13 protein-coding genes are annotated in these 17,594 nt (G+C 40.6%); 12 read left to right on the top strand and 1 reads right to left on the bottom strand.

Annotated elements, in window-relative coordinates; genetic code table 11:
* Positions 1 to 87 precede the first annotated feature (87 nt).
* On the bottom strand, positions 88 to 1,221 hold the full coding sequence (locus LIR34_RS04695) for a hypothetical protein (protein WP_173902134.1): 1,134 nt from the start codon (positions 1,219 to 1,221) through the stop codon (positions 88 to 90).
* A 659-nt stretch (positions 1,222 to 1,880) separates the two neighbouring features.
* Here LIR34_RS04695 and LIR34_RS04690 point away from each other — a divergent pair.
* From LIR34_RS04690 to mutL, 12 genes are all read left to right on the top strand, one after another.
* The gene (locus LIR34_RS04690; protein ID WP_173902133.1) at positions 1,881 to 2,300 is read left to right on the top strand and encodes a DUF4313 domain-containing protein; all 420 of its coding nucleotides are present in this window, start codon (positions 1,881 to 1,883) and stop codon (positions 2,298 to 2,300) included.
* A 45-nt stretch (positions 2,301 to 2,345) separates the two neighbouring features.
* Positions 2,346 to 2,681, top strand: a complete 336-nt coding sequence (locus LIR34_RS04685) for a hypothetical protein (RefSeq protein WP_059085836.1) — start codon at positions 2,346 to 2,348, stop codon at positions 2,679 to 2,681.
* Positions 2,647 to 3,060 carry a hypothetical protein gene (locus tag LIR34_RS04680; RefSeq protein ID WP_005422924.1) on the top strand — a complete coding sequence of 138 codons (414 nt, stop codon included), beginning with the start codon at positions 2,647 to 2,649 and terminating at the stop codon, positions 3,058 to 3,060. Before LIR34_RS04685 ends, LIR34_RS04680 begins: the two co-directional genes overlap by 35 nt.
* The gene (locus LIR34_RS04675; protein ID WP_173902132.1) at positions 3,050 to 3,847 is read left to right on the top strand and encodes a Cas9 inhibitor AcrIIA9 family protein; all 798 of its coding nucleotides are present in this window, start codon (positions 3,050 to 3,052) and stop codon (positions 3,845 to 3,847) included. Before LIR34_RS04680 ends, LIR34_RS04675 begins: the two co-directional genes overlap by 11 nt.
* An 11-nt stretch (positions 3,848 to 3,858) precedes the next feature.
* The gene (locus LIR34_RS04670) at positions 3,859 to 4,401 is read left to right on the top strand and encodes a DUF7666 domain-containing protein (protein ID WP_173902131.1); all 543 of its coding nucleotides are present in this window, start codon (positions 3,859 to 3,861) and stop codon (positions 4,399 to 4,401) included.
* On the top strand, positions 4,398 to 6,587 hold the full coding sequence (locus tag LIR34_RS04665; protein WP_173902130.1) for a PcfJ domain-containing protein: 2,190 nt from the start codon (positions 4,398 to 4,400) through the stop codon (positions 6,585 to 6,587). The genes LIR34_RS04670 and LIR34_RS04665 overlap by 4 nt, the downstream gene beginning before the upstream one ends.
* Positions 6,588 to 6,689: 102 nt before the next feature.
* Positions 6,690 to 8,879, top strand: coding sequence for a PcfJ domain-containing protein (locus LIR34_RS04660; RefSeq protein ID WP_244092198.1), 2,190 nt, complete (start codon positions 6,690 to 6,692; stop codon positions 8,877 to 8,879).
* 638 nt (positions 8,880 to 9,517) lie between these two features.
* Positions 9,518 to 11,077 carry a hypothetical protein gene (locus tag LIR34_RS04655; RefSeq protein ID WP_173902128.1) on the top strand — a complete coding sequence of 520 codons (1,560 nt, stop codon included), beginning with the start codon at positions 9,518 to 9,520 and terminating at the stop codon, positions 11,075 to 11,077.
* Positions 11,078 to 11,171: 94 nt separating this feature from the next.
* Positions 11,172 to 11,369 carry a helix-turn-helix domain-containing protein gene (locus LIR34_RS04650; RefSeq protein WP_005422911.1) on the top strand — a complete coding sequence of 66 codons (198 nt, stop codon included), beginning with the start codon at positions 11,172 to 11,174 and terminating at the stop codon, positions 11,367 to 11,369.
* Positions 11,370 to 11,439: 70 nt separating this feature from the next.
* Positions 11,440 to 12,717 carry a tyrosine-type recombinase/integrase gene (locus LIR34_RS04645; RefSeq protein WP_118044560.1) on the top strand — a complete coding sequence of 426 codons (1,278 nt, stop codon included), beginning with the start codon at positions 11,440 to 11,442 and terminating at the stop codon, positions 12,715 to 12,717.
* 168 nt (positions 12,718 to 12,885) lie between these two features.
* Positions 12,886 to 15,504, top strand: coding sequence for a DNA mismatch repair protein MutS (mutS, locus tag LIR34_RS04640; protein ID WP_173902149.1), 2,619 nt, complete (start codon positions 12,886 to 12,888; stop codon positions 15,502 to 15,504).
* 30 nt (positions 15,505 to 15,534) lie between these two features.
* Positions 15,535 to 17,589: a DNA mismatch repair endonuclease MutL gene (gene mutL, locus LIR34_RS04635; protein WP_173902127.1), complete on the top strand. Its 2,055-nt coding sequence runs from the start codon at positions 15,535 to 15,537 to the stop codon at positions 17,587 to 17,589.
* Positions 17,590 to 17,594: the final 5 nt, after the last annotated feature.

The raw sequence follows: 17,594 nt of genomic DNA, 5'->3' as shown, positions 1-17,594 counted from the left end.
TTGATACGACATCCCCCTTTATGTGGACGGAAGTTGTTAATACTTCTAAAAGTAAGTTAAACAAATGGAAAGTTAACTGAATATGCATTATATAAGCAAAAATGTTTTTTTCGAAGAACGAATAATGTTAAACTCAATTCGCCATTCAGTGTCGTCTGATACTGGTTTGAAGTGTAAAGCGGAACAAGCAACATGGAGATTTGCCTGATTGCTGTCGCCACATAAAATTATGGTTGGCTCGTCTGCACCACCGATAACGCCAATACAAGCAAAATCATTTTGTATTTCAGGAGAAAAGGAATCTGTTGTAGGAGCAATTTCTACAGGTTTATCGCTATCAGCACAATCATGAATCGAAATATCATTGTCCGGTTCAGGAGAAAGTGTATAGCTCATAGTGGTAAAATGTGTGGGATAAAACCAAAGGTCAGAGCCCACGCAGTTTTGAGAAAGTGTCTGCTGTTCCAATTTTTGCACAGTTAATATATATTCTATTTCACTGATCGGATGGGAGAAAGCAAACTGGTCACCGGGAGCGTGTATCTTAAAATGCGGCCCAGGTACACGGAATGGTTGTTGCTCCATTGTAAGCGAAAAAGATTTTATTGCAGGACGGCGTTTACCTGACCACAGAAATGCCGCCCTAAAAATCATCCATCCATAGGAGATATCCAATTCGTAGTGTTTCACCGCCCATTTTGCTTCCAGTTCATTGTTTGTTTCGTCCGATAAGCAGGGATTAAAGACCACCGAACAGCTGTGAGAGGCCTGCATTGTTTTTCCATTTAATTTTAAACAAGGAATAATATCAAGGCAAAGAGGGTTGTCTAAATCTATTTGCAGTTGTTGTTCTTGCGTAAAATTTAAACAAGAGTCATTTTCGGGGCTTAAATCCCACTTTTTCATAAATTCGCGAATATCTTCTGCCGGAGTACACATACAAAAATCCAAGACAAGACCTTTGTTGCAAGAATACACCGCAGGAATAATCCAATGATGCCCAGCCCATTCGAATTGCTTATTTAATCGAAGTTCTGTTCCGGCATGGCCTTTTCCTGAAGGCTCCCAGAAGTTTCCGTCAAAATAAACCTTCCATTCAGGGATGGGCACTTCTGCATCCGGGTTCATATCAATATCATGTGTATTATCTTCACGGCACTTTGCTCCCACAGAGGAAAGGTCAATTACGCTTTGCAAAAATTTCTGAAATATTCTGTTCATAATGGTCTCCATAATTCTGATTTTCTGAGTTACTTCAATTATGATTAATGATATCATAAAAATGTTTTGCTTTATATTTTTATTTGTTCTCTTCATTTTGTGTTCCGAAAGGAAATTTTCTACTCATACTATATATCGTAAAAAATTCCGGATGGTAACAAAAACTTTAAAATTCTTTTAAAGTCAAAAAAGAAGTCCACTATTCAGACAATGGATTTTTTACGTTGATGATTTGTCAAATATATATTACAGGTGAGATCAGCATATTATAAGGATTTATCGGCATGCTGGACATGAAAATAGAAGAAAAGTAAAGATGGTAAGTGCACTCAAAAAATGATGCAGCAACAAGATATGGTGTTTCATTTACTGTATTTTATTGACGAATTCAATATATTGTGTTACCATATAAATGGATTATTTTTTATGCATGGTTTGCCACGCAGCAAAGTTTTTTGTTCCGGATATGCTGTTCCGGGAGCAACATTTAGGCGAAGGCCTTTTATCAATAGGAAGACATCAAAAATCAAAAGAAGATTTTTGGTGTCTTTTTTTTGTTGTCCAAAAACGAAATGTGAAGTGTGCAAAAAAACAGGAAGGGAGGAAATGTAAAATAATCCATAAAAGATGAACAGGAAAATCAAAAAAGGAGGCAGAATATGGGACAGGATGTATGCATTCGAAAAGATGAAAAACCACTGGGATATGACTGGGAATGTGGACATGAGGAATTATATGTCAGAGTGAATATGTACTACAACGGATCTTTGTATGTCGGATTATGGCAAAAGCAAGAAGAATGTGAGGAAAAACTGGAATTATTCGGAGATCTTACAATTGGAGTTATGGGATTTCTAAGGCCAGGGCAGGCAATAATCTCGGATTGCGGAGCAAAAGCAAAGGTTGCGTTTATTGAAAAGTATAAACTCGGAAAAGTTATAGGTAAGAGGAAAATCAATTATGGCAGCTATTATGTCGTAGAGTTTAATCTTGCACGACTTGCACAGCTCGATCCAGAAGGTACGGAAAGATATCTGCTCGAAAATGGTCTTGATCAAAAAGAATTTAAAGCAGATTAGGGTAAAGAGGTACATTTGAAAACCAGGCAATAAAGGTGGTGCGGCATGAAAGACGACGAATATAAGGGATATTACTGTCTGCTGATTGCAATCTTGTGCAATTTGAATGCAGCGGAAGCCAGCACAATGTACGAATACGGACCAGATCATCCGCTTTGCCGGAAAATCCTGAAAAAGAAAGTTCGAAAACCGTCCATAAGAAAGCTCAAGGAAACGGAACAGGCAGCGGCTATGAAGGCTCTTCTTGATCAGGGATACAGCCAGGATGCAGTATCGGAAGCATTTCAGTGTTTTCCATCTACGGTCAGGCGCAGAGTAAGAAAATTAACAGAAAGGAAGGAAACGAATGACAGATCAGAAATTGATTGCAGGAATATTTAATGATTTTTTAGGACTTTATACGGGTAAAATTCAGACCGGTATCCGTCCTTTGATTGAAAAATATAAAAACCATCCCATGCTAATGGGGCTCCTCTCCAATTTGGATGAAGCGGCAAAGATTCAGGCACCGAAAGCCATGAAAGAAATCTATTCTTTCTATAAAGAATATCGTGGCAGGGATCTGGAAGATGCTGACTGGAAGGAACTGACGGAAAAAGCCCGTCAGATCTGTGCAGGATGGGAAGAAAATGAATGGGTTCGCCGTATTGTACTGGAAATGATCAGCCTTTTGGATTCTGATGATGCTGAGAGACGCAGGATTGCATTGGAAGTAGAAAAAGAAATGGAAGCGGCTGAACAGAAAATGAATGCGGCATAAAAAGCAGGCAGAGGCAGGAGATTTTTTCTTCTGCCTCATGTTTTTATCAGGAAAGAAGGGATCGATTATGTTAAATGAGATCATAAAAACTGCAGAAGAATTAAATACAGCAGCATTGTATTACCGCCAGAGCGGGAATATGGATGGTGTGCGGGAACTTGCCAAAGCACATGCAGTTTCCCAAAAACAGACAGAGGAATTTATTCAGGGCAGCCGCTACCGTCTGGTTGAGATCCCGATGGGGGAAAGAAAGTTTGCGAATGCGTCTGAAAAACTGCGTGCAGAAATGTTTGCCTTAAAGGATGCAGGCTTTGCAGACATCATAGGACAGTATCTTGTAAATCTTGCCAAAACGGATTCTGCTTTAGATGCACAGGTGTTAAAAAAACATAAGATGCTTCAGAGATGTTTGGATTACGTGACGCAAAAAGCCTACAACATTGCATTGGAGGGAGCGAAAAAAAAGGGAGAGAACGGCATTCGAGCCAATACAGGCCTGGCACTCTCCGGCGACCAGGTTTTTCCCTGGGTACTTGAATATTATGCGAAAGATGATGAAAAAGAAATAGCAGAAAAAGAGCAGGAAGAAAAGAAAAAAATTCAAAAGGAATGGGATTCGGTAAATAAGAGAACGAAAACAATACCGAAAAACCAGGGGACAAAAAAAAATTCCGAGGTGCATCCCAAAGAAGCAGCGGAGCAGGAAGAAAAGCATATCAGCAAGAAAAAATCAAAAGATTCCGGGCAGATGTCCTTGTTTGACATGATGCATCCGAAAGAGAGTTAAAGGAGAAGGATATGATCGCATATAAAGGATTTCAAAAGGATTTGAAATGTCGAGGCTTTCAGTTTCAGGAGTATGGCATAAATGAAACGGAAAAAGCAAACTGTAGACAAAATGGATTTCATTGTGCAGAAAACCCATTGGATTGTCTCTGCTATTATCCGAATTGGAAAAATTCCGTGTATTACATAGTAGATGCATCAGGGGATTTGGATGAAGATGGAGAAGATTCAAAAATCTCCTGCACAAAGATGCGCCTGTTAAAGAAAATTGAATTGAGAAGCCTGTTATTACATGGAGCTGCCTACATGGCGAAATATCCAAACCGGAAATGGAACTCCCATGTTGCAAAAGAAAACGGGATCAGCTGCAACGGATTTTGCATTGTACGTGGAAAAGACCCCAAAGCCAAAGGACAAAAGGGCGATTTACTGTTACTTTTAAAGGAGCAGCCTGGTAACAGCCAGATACTGGAAATTGGGGTCATCTCTATCGATGGTCAGAAATATCCGGAGAAAGCATGGATTGATGTGACTGGAAAGCTGGTGGAGTTATGAGAAAAAAGAGGTTGATGGAATTAAAACCATTAAAAGTGATGAACAGACATATCGCCGATGCAAAGAAAACTGAAATATCTTTGAGTCCATTGGAGAAACAAATGGGTGAACTTGGAAAATATCGGATGTATTGTCGAGCAGCAGTAGAAAAAGGAATTTTAAAAGTGTATCTGTTTGCCGTAACGGATATTGAGGAGAATATAAACTTTCCAAGGTACCGTCTGTTTATCAGCAGAAAAGAGAGACGGTTTATAACCTATGATGAAAAATTAAAAAAATGGAGAAAGGCACTTCTTGAAAGTATCTTATGGGATGTAAGAACTAATTTGGGCAACATCTATGTAAATGGCTGTGATACAAAGATTATCCAAAAATATTTAAAGACAATGCAGCCTGCAATCCGGGCACTGGAAGAGTTTCAGGCGAATATCCGTAAAGAACAAAGGATACGTCATGATAAAAAACTTACAGATTCATGGGACCAGGTGATGAAAACTGTATCTGGGCTGCCTAAAAACTGGATCGGATGGGTTTCAAAATATGGAATTACGGAACACTATATCTTCTACAAGTATCAGAAAAATGGTACTACAGAAGGATACTGTACATATTGCAAAAAGCATGTTCCAATCCGCTCACCCAAATATAACCAGAAAGGACGTTGCAATGTGTGTGGACAGCCGATTACTTTTCGTTCTGTGGGAAAATCTGGAAGGTTTTGTACAAAGTGGTACAGAGTCTACCTTATCCAGAGACGCAAGACTTCTGGTTTTGTGATCCGGATATTTCAGGCCAGAACGTGGTATAAAAAGGGCGGCTATACAGATTGCGAAACTACCTGCCATGAAGAGCAGAGAAGAATCTTCTCTGCAAATGGAAAGGAAATTTCAAATTTTGTTTATGGCCTGTTTAAACAGCGGGAAATGCGATGGATTTCATATGGGGAACCTTGGTATTATACTTGCTGCGGTATTCAGTATAAAGGGATGGTCTATCCTTACACCCTGTCGGATCTGTCCAGGCATGAATTAAAAGAAACAGGTCTGCGTGAGTACGCCCTTGGTCAGAAAAAGATAGATCCTGGAAAATATCTTTACCTGTGGAAGACGTATCCGGTACTGGAACAGATCGTAAAGACAGGGCTTTTCCAGTTAGTTGATGATGTACTGGACCACAGGGCAACAGATGCAATAAAAAGAAAAGGTAGAAAACCAACAGAATTCCTATCTGTGAATAAGAAAGAGTTTCGAAGGCTCCGAGATATGAATGGCGGGGTAAAAGAACTTAAATGGCTGCAACTTGAAAAGAGTACAGGAAAAACAATCGGGGATGAAGAAATATGCTGGATGGTAAAAGAAGGATTTGAACCAAACGACCTGAAGTTTGTTCTGGACCAGATGAGCATCTGCCAGATTCGACATTATCTTGTGAAACAATCAGAAAAATCCGGGGATGATATCAGCCATGTGCTGCAGGTGTGGAACGATTATCTTTCTATGGCAAAAAGACTGGGAATGGATATACATGATTCCATTATTTACCGTACCAGAGATCTTCAACTGCGCCATAAAGAGGCGGTTTTGAAGATAGAAGAAATGAAACGCGGAATCCGACGCAGGGAGCTGGAAGAAAAGTATGTCGGATTTCAGAAACATCTCATTGATTTGAAAGAAAAATATGAGTTCAGTGACGGTGAATATCAGGTCATTGCGCCAAAGAATATCGATGACATCCTATATGAAGGTGATACTCTTCATCACTGTGTAAATAAGACGGATACTTATTTTGACCGGATCGTTTCAAAGGAAAGCTATATCCTGTTTTTGCGGGAAAAAGAGAATCCGAAAGTACCGTTTTATACACTGGAAGTTGAACCAGATGGAACCATCCGGCAAAAACGTGCGGAATTTAACCGTCAAAATAAGGACATTGATAAGGTGACTTCTTTTTTAACATTGTGGCAGAAGGAAATTCAGAAACGATTAACCCAAAAAGATCGTAAGAGCACAGAAGAAAGCAGGAAGCTCAGGCAGCAGAACTATCAGGAGATACGTGATAATCATGTAATTGTCCATGGCGGAACATTTGCTGGGGAACTTCTGGCTGATCTTTTAGAGAAAGACTTAATGGACCTACCAGTGGAATCGGCAGAAAACGAAGAAAGCCCTACTGAAATAGCGGCGTAAATAAAAGGATAAAGTGGATGCGGCAGGGAGTTCCCCTGCTGCATTTGAGCAGAAAAGATAAAATGACATTATATGCAGCAGAAAATGAAGGAGAGGACGGAAATGAATAAAAAGGAATTACGTAACATGAAATTGCTGGAAGCTACGGATGAACTGATAAAACTTGCAAAAGAAGATGTGCCAGTAAGAGATAAAGGATACTATACGGAGCAGCTGATTTATCAGAGGGGGCTATATTTACGTGCAGAAGTAGAAAACAATATTTTAAAAGTAGCATTTTATCCGGCAGAATATCTTTCCATGGACTGTCGGAAACCTGTATATACATTATATATTGATAAAAAGAACGATGTTTTTAAAGGGTATGATTACCGGACAAAGAAATGGTCAGATAGTATGCTGGATAAGACCATTTTCTCAAAATGGTTATATCAGGAAAATTCTTATATGAAAGAGGCAGATACAGCGTTGATCCAAAAGTATCTTGAAAGTGAATATGACGATGCTTTATATGCACTGTATGTATATCAACGTGAGCAGAGACACCGGAGGCTGGGAATGAAATATGAAAAAATTCTGACAAGCTGGGATCAGTGCATGGATAGACTTCCAAAAATTCCGAAAGACTGGCTGAGATGGCAGAAAAAAGTTGGAATTACCCAGAATTTTATCTTTTATCATTACAGCCGCAGGAAAGATCAGACAGGATATTGTAGTTGGTGTGAAAGCGAAGTTCCAATCTGCCATCCTCACCATAATGCAGTGGGGCATTGCCCAAAATGCAGACATCAGATTCAATATAAAGCATTGGGCCGGGCCAAAAATATAGAAACCTCAAAAGAGACTGCATACCTGCTTCAGACCTGTGGAAATAATGTGTTTGTTTTGAGAGAATTCCAGCTTCAGATGCTCATAGTAAGCAGCTCATATAAAAAACCAGTATATTCTTTCTTTGAGCGCCGGAGAATCCTGTATGATGAAAAATTAAATACGAAAGAATATTATTTCGGCCGTCATCATTGGACAAAAGAAAGTCGCTGGATCCAGGGTAAATTACAGGTTCCAATGTATCCAGGTTACGGTGGCTATATGACATATGAAAAATATAATATGGGAAATATTTATGGAAAATCACTGTATGGCATTAAAAACAGGACATTCCGTAGGACAGGATTCTACAAATATGCAAAAGCCAAAAAGTATTTAGATCCGGTAAGCTTTTTTGAAATGGTTAAAGAAAGACCTTATCTGGAACGGCTCATTAAAGCAGGACTTTATCATCTTGCAGAAGACATTATGGATAATAAAGCACAGATTTATTGTAAGGATTCCGGAAACCTTGGAAAAGCACTGGGAATTGACAGGTTCCGCTTGAAAAGGTTACGTACAAACAATGGGGGAGAGATTTTTCTTCAATGGCTATTACTTGAAAAAGCTCAAAACAAGTTGATCCGTGACGATGTGATTTCGTGGATGTGCCGGGAAAAGCTTAAACTAGCGGATCTTATGTTCATTATGGATCGTATGGCCCCTTTACAGATCAAAAATTATCTGGAAAAGCAGGCAGCAGAAAGTGGGGAATCCGTGAAAGACCTGATCAAAACATGGAAGGATTATCTTAATATGGCAATTCGGGTCGGAGTGAATGTGCAGGATTCTGTTATCTACCGGGCACGAAAGCTCATGCAGAGACATAATGAAATGATAAAAGAGATAGAAGCAAAAGATTTGATTTTAAGAGCCGGAGAGCTGGAAAAGAAGTATCCGGGTCTGAATCGTATATGCAGGGATTTGAAAAAATATGAATATGCGGACAAAGAGTATCAGATCGTTGTGCCGGAAAAAGTGGATGACATTTTGTATGAAGCAAAACTGATGCATCACTGCGTAAATAATACAGAAACCTATTATGAACGAATGAGCCAGCAGGAATCCTATATCCTGTTTTTGAGAAAGGCAGAACAACCAACGGAGGCGTACTATACGCTTGAAGTGGAACCGGATGGGACCATAAGGCAGACACGTACTTTTTATAACCAGCAGAATGAAGATATTGAGCTTGCAAGGGATTTTCTTGTAAAATGGCAGAAACAATTAAAAAAGAAACTGGCAAAAGAAGATTATAAACTGGCTGTAAAAAGTCAGAGTCTCAGGAAAAAAGAGATTGACGAGCTCCGCAGCAAAGGCGTTCGTGTAAACGGTGTTGGGTATTGCAACAAATTGCTTGCTGAAATTCTGGAGGAAGATTTAATGGAGGCTGGGAATCGAGAACTGGAAGAACAGGCCGCATAATAGCAGATTGATATATCACAAAAGTAACTTTAACAGTAAAATGAAATTCCTGTGAAAATTTGGGGATATTTACAGAAACAGCTCTGAAATTCTCTTTTATTTAAGTATAAGGGATTTTATGGTATTCCTTAAATATACTCGAAACGGAGGATGAGATTTGGAGGAAAAATTAAAGTTGCTTTGGCTGATATTGATCTTTGTTGATTTTGGACTTATGTTTGTTTCATTTCCAATCTTGATTTATGTGATTTTTTGTATGACATGAATACAAAAAGCCTTCTGTAAGTGCCCTTTTCCGGTGAAAAGACCGGAGGGGCATTTGCATGTATGCAACAGTTTATGCATGTATTCGCAGGAATACGAGTAAAATACTACCCAGCTGCTACTGTTTAAAGCCTGTAGTGAAATTGACATTAAGTATCTGGAATGATACGATAAAATTGAACATTTTGCAAGGCAGATCGCACAAATTTTATTCTGATACGAGGTCAGAATTTTATACTTTATACCGCGTCTGCGGATCAACCGATAAAGACACAAAAAGAGTAAAATGAACTCTTGGAGTGTCTTTTTTTGTTTGGCAAAATGTTTTGACATGTATCAGATCCAATCACGATAAAAGGAGGAAAGAAGTTTTTATGCCACGTAAAATCAGATCAAATTACATGGAGAAATTCAAATTTGTGTACAATGGCAGAACTTTTGAAAGTAAGCATAAATGCTGTAATTTTTATGGAATATGTTACCGTAGTGTAATGGCATATCAGAATCAATATAAATGTAGAACTGAAGAAGCGATTACACATTTTATTGAATTGAAAAAAAGTAAAGAGATCATATTCCGAAATCGAAAATGGGCCAGCATTAAGACCTGCTGCGAATTTTATGATTTAAACGAAGATTCTGTCAAGACCGATATGTGGAATCGAAAATGCACACCACAGGAAGCGATTGAACGGGCAATAGAATGGAAAAAGGCACATGAAATCACATATCATGGTGTGAAATACCCATCACTGCCTCAATGTTGTGAAGACCTGGAGATAAATCCTATATCAGTACGTTTGTATATGGAAAAAAATGGGGTTTCTTCTACACGTGCGATTACACATTATATCAAATCTAAAGAGAAAAGAGCCTTTGAATTCCGTGGAAAAGAATACAAAAATTTTACGGAATGTTGTCTTGCGTATGGATTAAAGCCAAAGTCAGTAAGTTCAGCAGTATTTAAAGCGAAACGTCCTCACGCGGATGTTATGGAAGAAATTATCTCTCATATGGAAGGTTGTATGCCAAAAGAAGTAACGAAAAAAGAAGAAATTCCTGAAAATCAGGTGATGTCTAAAGAAAGGCATCGTGCGAAAGAGGCTTTTTTTTATGAGGGAAATAAATATATCTCACTTGGACAATGTTGTGAATTCTATGGAATTAATGAATCTAGTGTACGCAGTAGAGCTTGGCGAAAAAAGTGTACATGGGAAGAAGCTGTGAAATATTATATTCAAAAAAAGGAAACAGAAACACCGAAAATGCAATTCTTTTATAAAGGGAAAAGGTATAAAAGTGTTTCAGCATGTTGTGCTGAATACGGCGTTAATGCTTCCAGTGTGCGTAACCGTGCCAAAACAACAGAATGCAGCATTGAAGAATCTTTGGATCATTTCATAAAAAAAGCCAGAATGGAAACACAGCCGTCGGTATTTATTTTTAGAGACAAAACCTATAGGTCTTTGGAAGAATGCTGTCTGGAATATGGAGTCAACGCTGACAGTGTATCTTCAAGAAAATATAGATTGAATTGTACTATGGAAGAATCATTGGAGCATTTTATTGAAAATAAAGATATGATTGCCGAAAGAATACAAAAATTTACATTTAAAGGAATAGAATATCGAAGTCTCCGGGCATGTTGTCAAAAATATGGTATTGATGATATATGTGTGAGACAAAGAGCACGAGATAAGAATTGTTCTCTTGAAGAATCGTTTACACATTTTATGACGAGAAAAAGGAAAAAAATGTTAAGTAACCCGGAATTTGAATATCATGGAACTGTTTATCCATCGCTTAAAGTATGCTGTGAGAAATTAGGAATAAATAAAAGCAGTGTAATAAGTCGAAGCCATAGGGCCGGATGCAGTTTACAGGAAGCAGTGGAGTATTATGTCAGCCAACAGGAACGTAGAACATTGGATTAATCTATAAGGCCAGCAGGCAGCCTTTTTTAGAATTTATATAATAGAGAGGAGGAACGGTCAATATCATCTGCCTGCAGATATTGACCGGTTATATATGTTGCGAAAAAAAACACAGCCGGAAGCAAACAACGATAAAATTCTTATATCCGTTAAAGAAGCCTGTGAGCTTACAGGACTTTCTGAGAAAACAATGAGATCATTGATGAATGAAAACTGTTTCATGGTACGGATTGGGCGCAGAACACTGATTGATAAGAAAAAATTTCAAAAATGGATAGATCGGCAGTCTTGAAAGCTTTTTTTTGTTGTGCTAAAATATATATCCAGTGCCATGCATTATCATCAGAAAGGATGGTGGTGTTATGGGCAAAAACTTAAAGGGTAAAGAATTAGGAAAAGGATTATATCAAAGAAAAGATGGACGATATGAGGCCAGAATTTTCGTTCGCGGTACAGGAAAAACGTTTTCAATTTATGGTACAAATTTACAACATCTAAAAAAAGAAAGAAATGCCTACCTTGCTAATGTTTCCCCCGGAATTGCAGGATATGATCCTAGAATTTCTGTTTCAAAGTGGTATGAAAAATGGATGCTTATTTATGTGGTGCATTCTGTTAAAGCAACCACTTTAAGTAACTATGTAAATGGTTTTGAGCGAGTAAGAGAATATATTGGTTACATGAGGTTAATAGAGGTCCGTCCAACACATATTCTTGACATGATAAAGGGACTCGAAGAAGAAGGATATGCACGTACAACGGTAATACAATCATTAAGTGTAGTCCGTCAGCTTTTCAAAAAGGCATATGGTGGAAAAATGATACCCATAGATCCCGTAGCCGATATTAAACTGCCTAAAGAAGAACCGGGTGAAATACCTGATGAGAAGATAATGCAGGAACAAGAAGATGAAAAATGTCTTAGTATATATGACACTCATCGTTTCCTTGAGAGCTGCAAGAATACCCGGTATTATGAACTCTTTTTTATTCTTCTTCATACAGGATTACGTATAGGGGAAGCACTTGCCCTAGAATGGTGTGATCTTGACTTTAAGCATGAAAAGCTTCGTGTATATAAAACCTTAAACAGAGTTACAAAATATTATGATTCGAAAGGAAATGAACTTCCTGAAAGGTATTCTACTATTCAGATTACAACACCAAAGAAAAGTGCCAGCAATAGAAAGGTTCCATTAACGGATGCAGTGATTGCTGCTTTTATGAGCTGGAAGGAAAAACAGGATCGTGATAAAGAAAAACTGGGGAAAAACTGGGGAAAAACAAATATACTTTTAAAAAAATATCCCGGTCTGATTTTTACAACATCTTCAGGAAGAAGTTATCTTCCATCATCAGCTCAAACAGAATGCAGGCGGATTGTTGGGATTGTTAATAAGCATGAAATTGCTCTGGCAGAAAAAGAGAACAGAGATCCGAATTTAATGGATGTTCATCCTCATATTTTCCGTCATACTTTTGTAACAAGATGCATTCAATCGGGAATGGATGCCGCTACAGTAAAGAAAATAGCTGGACACTCTGATGAAAAAATGACTAATTATTATACACACATTGAAGAAGAACATATAGATGACGAATACGAACTGTATATTCAAAAATACGGAACAGAAACCTGATTTTGCAAATGGAGATAAAATTTTAAAGAGAGGTTTAAATACTTGAGTATAGACAAAAACACTAACGAGGAAAAAAACTATCGTAATAATGTGGTCAAATCAACACCTGGAACTTCTAAAAGCCGCATAAACACTGGGTTTCCGGAGAATATTAGTGTATTATCACCGATGATGCAGGAATATTGCAAGACCAAGGAAACTTATAAAGACTGTATTTTATTTTACCGACTGGGCGATTTTTATGAGATGTTTTTTGATGATGCACTGCTTGTATCCAAAGAACTGGAACTGACACTGACAGGCAAGGACTGCGGCCTTGAAGAGCGTGCACCGATGTGCGGGATTCCGTTTCATGCGGCGGAGACCTATATCAAACGCCTGATCGAAAGAGGACACAAAGTAGCAATCTGCGAGCAGGTGGAGGATCCGAAGAAAGCCAAAGGGCTGGTCAAGAGGGAAGTGATCCGTGTTGTCACACCCGGAACAACGCTGGATGCGACTTCTCTGGATGAGTCTAAGAATAATTATCTGATGTCTATTGTATCAATGGAAGATCATTTTGGCTGTGCCATCGCAGATATCACAACAGGTGACTGTTTTCTTACAGAAGTTGACAAACCTCAGAAGCTTCTGGATGAGATCAACAAATTCGTCCCTGCGGAAATCATCTGCAATGACGCTTTTTTTATGAGCGGAATCGATACCGATGATCTGAAGGACCGCCTTCGTATCTGCATCTTTCCACTGGATAACTGGTATTTTGATGACAGTCTCTGTCAGCGTACACTGAAGGAGCATTTTCGTGTAAATACGCTGGAAGGGCTTGGTATTCAGGATTATGACAGCGGTGTGATAGCAGCAGGAGCACTTTTTCAGTATCTGAATGAGACACAGAAGACCGCACTTTCCCATATGGCATCGATCCGACCATATTCTGCCGACAAATTTATGCTGATCGACAGTTCGAGCAGAAGAAATCTGGAACTGGTAGAAACTCTCCGTGAAAAACAGAAGCGAGGTTCTCTTCTCTGGGTTCTGGATAAGACCAGAACTGCCATGGGAGCCAGAACTTTAAGAGGCTATGTGGAGCAGCCGCTGATCGATGCTGCAGAGATCCGGGAGAGACTGACGGCGGTAGAGGAACTGACACAGAAGCCGATGCTCCGTGACGAGATCCGTGAATATCTCAATCCTATCTACGATCTGGAGAGACTGATCAGCCGGATCAGCTATCAGTCCGCAAATCCGAGAGATATGGTTGCATTTGCTTCTTCTCTGGCAATGATCCCGTTTATCCGTCAGATCCTGGGTGAGTTTAAGGCACCGATCCTGCAGAAGATCTATGAGGATATGGATCCTCTTGAGGACGTCACAGATCTGATCCGGCGTGCGATCGTAGATGAACCGCCGCTGGCACAGAAAGACGGCGGCATTATCCGTGAAGGATATCATGCAGATGTTGACAAATACCGCCGCTCCAGAACAGACGGCAAGAAGTGGCTGGCAGAGCTGGAAGCCCGTGAGAAGGAACGTACCGGGATCAAATCTCTTAAGATCAAATACAGCCGTGTATTCGGATATTCTCTGGAGGTTACAAATTCCTTCAAGGATCAGGTGCCGGATAATTATGTGCGAAAACAGACACTGACCAATGCAGAGCGCTATATCACGCAGGAACTCAAAGAACTGGAGGATCTGATCCTTGGTGCAGAAGACCGTCTGTATGCACTGGAGTATGAATTGTTCGCGGATGTCCGTGATAAAGTCGGACAGGAGGTCCTGCGCATTCAGAAGACTGCCAAGGCAGTAGCTGCACTGGATGTTTTTGCCTCTCTTGCACTTGTTGCGGAAAAGAATAATTTTGTCAGACCGAAGATCAATGAAACCGGTGTCCTTGATATCAAGGGAGGACGTCATCCGGTCGTAGAGCAGATGATCGAAAACGATATGTTCATTTCAAATGATACATACCTGGATAATCAGAAAAAAAGAGTTTCCATCATCACCGGACCAAACATGGCAGGTAAATCCACCTATATGCGCCAGACAGCTCTGATCGTACTGATGGCACAGATCGGAAGCTTTGTTCCGGCAGAGAAAGCGAACATTGGCATTGTGGACCGTATTTTTACGAGAGTCGGCGCTTCCGATGATCTGGCAAGCGGACAGAGTACCTTTATGGTGGAAATGACGGAGGTTGCCAATATTCTGCGCAACGCGACCTCAAAGAGTCTTCTGATCCTTGATGAGATCGGCCGCGGAACCAGTACCTTTGACGGTCTGGCAATCGCCTGGGCGGTGATTGAACACATCAGCAACACCAGACTCTGCGGAGCCAAGACGTTGTTTGCGACCCACTATCATGAGCTGACAGAACTGGAGGGAAAGATACCGGGAGTTAATAACTACTGTATTGCCGTCAAGGAAAAAGGGGACGACATCGTATTCCTTCGTAAGATCGTCAAAGGCGGTGCCGATAAGAGCTACGGTATCCAGGTGGCAAAGCTTGCCGGTGTTCCGGATTCTGTTATCAACCGTGCGAAGGAGCTTGTAGAGGAATTAAGCGATGCCGATATCACGGCAGCAGTCAAGGATCTGACTGCTCCGAAGAAGAAACAGAAAATTGTCTATGATCAGGTCGATATGGCACAGATGTCTCTTTTTGATACCGTTCAGGATAATGATATCGTACAGGAGATCAAGGAGCTGGATATGACGAATCTGACGCCTATGGAGGCCATGAACATTTTGTATAATCTACAGAACAAGATCAAAAACCGCTGGTAAAAGAGCGTACCATGGAATGAGGAGGCAGCCTTGAGAAAAATAGCAGTTTTGGACCAGAATACAATTGACAAGATCGCAGCCGGTGAAGTGGTAGAGCGTCCCTCTTCTGTTGTGAAGGAACTGGTAGAAAATGCGATCGATGCCGGAGCAACAGCTGTTACCGTAGAGATCACGGACGGCGGCAAAAAACTGATCCGCATTACAGACAATGGATCCGGTATGGAAGAAGAGCAGATCCCGCTGGCCTTTCTCCGTCACGCCACCAGCAAGATTGAGAAGGTGGAAGATCTGGAGCACATAGCATCTCTGGGATTTCGTGGCGAGGCACTTTCCAGTATTGCGGCAGTCTCCCAGGTGGAACTGATTACCAAGACACCGTCTGCCATCAGTGGAAACCGCTATGTGATAGAGGGTGGAATGGAGCATTCCCTGGAGGAACTGGGAGCACCGGAAGGAACGACTTTTCTGGTAAGGAATCTCTTTTATAACACACCGGCCCGGAGTAAATTTCTGAAATCGGATAGTACGGAGGCAAACTATATCCACACCCTGATGGAGCAGCTGGCACTTTCACATCCGGAAATTTCCTTTAAATATATTCAGAACAAACAGGTGAAGCTGCATACCTCCGGGAACTACAGTGTCCGTGATGTGATCTACAGCGTGTACGGAAGAGATATTGCAAAGGCACTTCTGGAGGTGGAATGGGAAAATTCTTTTATGAAGATCACCGGATTCGTCGGTAAACCGGAGATCGCCCGCGGAAACCGCTCATTTGAGAATTATTATATCAATGGCCGTTATGTCAAAAACAACATCATCACAAAGGCGATCGAGAATGCCTACAAAGGATTTCTGATGCAGCATAAATTCCCGTTTGTCTCTCTTCGGATGGAAATGGAAGGAAATGACTTGGACGTCAATGTTCATCCTGCCAAGAGGGAAGTGCGTTTTGCCAGAGAACAGGAGGTCTATGATGCTGTCTATGATACCGTCCATACCGCCCTGACCAGACGGGAAATGATCCCGAAGGTGACACTCGGCACAGATGAACCTGTGAAGAAAGAGGCGAAAGAAACTGTAAAATCCTCTGCAGTGCCGGAACCGTTCGAACAGAAACGAAGAGAACAGATTTACAAAGCTGGGGCGGCCAGATCTCTGGTTCGCGAAAGTCCGGTATTTACGCCTCTGGAGGAAACTTTTTTTGAGGGAACTCTCAAGAAAAATCAGGAACTGGATGAAGCAAAGAGCCGACAGGCAGCCGTACCGCCTTCCAAGCCGGAAAAAGAACTGGAAAAAAAGCCGGAAATAAGGTCAGAAGTAAATCCGGAAGAAAAGCAGCCAGAACTCAGGCGATCGGAACCGGAACTGTCAGAGTCAAAACGGCCGGAAACAATACAGTCAGAAGTAAAAGAAGGAAAGCCGAAAGAGGCAGAACAAAAAGTAAATGAACCAAAACCTAAGCAGCTTGAGCTTTTTGAGGAGAAGCTGCTCTCTCCGCAGTCCAGAAGCCGCATCCGCATGATCGGTCAGGTGTTTGACACCTACTGGCTGGCACAGTTTGAGGATAAATTTTATATCATCGATCAGCATGCTGCGCATGAAAAAATCTACTATGAGCGTCTGGTCAGAAAGTTCCGGGAGCATTCCATAGATTCTCAGTATCTGACACCGCCACTTATTGTCTCCCTGAACATGCAGGAGGAGGAAGTCCTGAATGCAAACAGAGATTATTTTGAGAAGTTTGGCTTTGAGATCGAGCATTTTGGAGGACGTGAGTACTGTATCAGTGCAGTGCCGTCTAATCTGTATGGACTGACGGAGGAGAAACTTTTCCTTGAGATGCTGGATCAGCTGGAGAGCGATCACAGTAAGGATACTCTGGATATTTTTGCTTCAAGGCTGGCAACGATGGCCTGTAAGGCAGCAGTCAAGGGTAATAACCGTTTATCTATGGAGGAAGCAGAGAAGCTTCTGGATGAACTTATGACACTGGAAAATCCATATCACTGTCCGCATGGAAGACCAACGATCATTTCCATGACAAAGACAGAAATGGAAAAGAAATTTAAACGAATCGTATAGGAGTG

This window comes from Blautia sp. MSK17_66 (assembly GCF_020538025.1).
Lineage (GTDB): Bacteria > Bacillota > Clostridia > Lachnospirales > Lachnospiraceae > Blautia_A.
The sequence above is the reverse complement of the archived record's forward strand: the minus strand, read 5'-3'. Positions and strand labels throughout refer to the sequence as shown.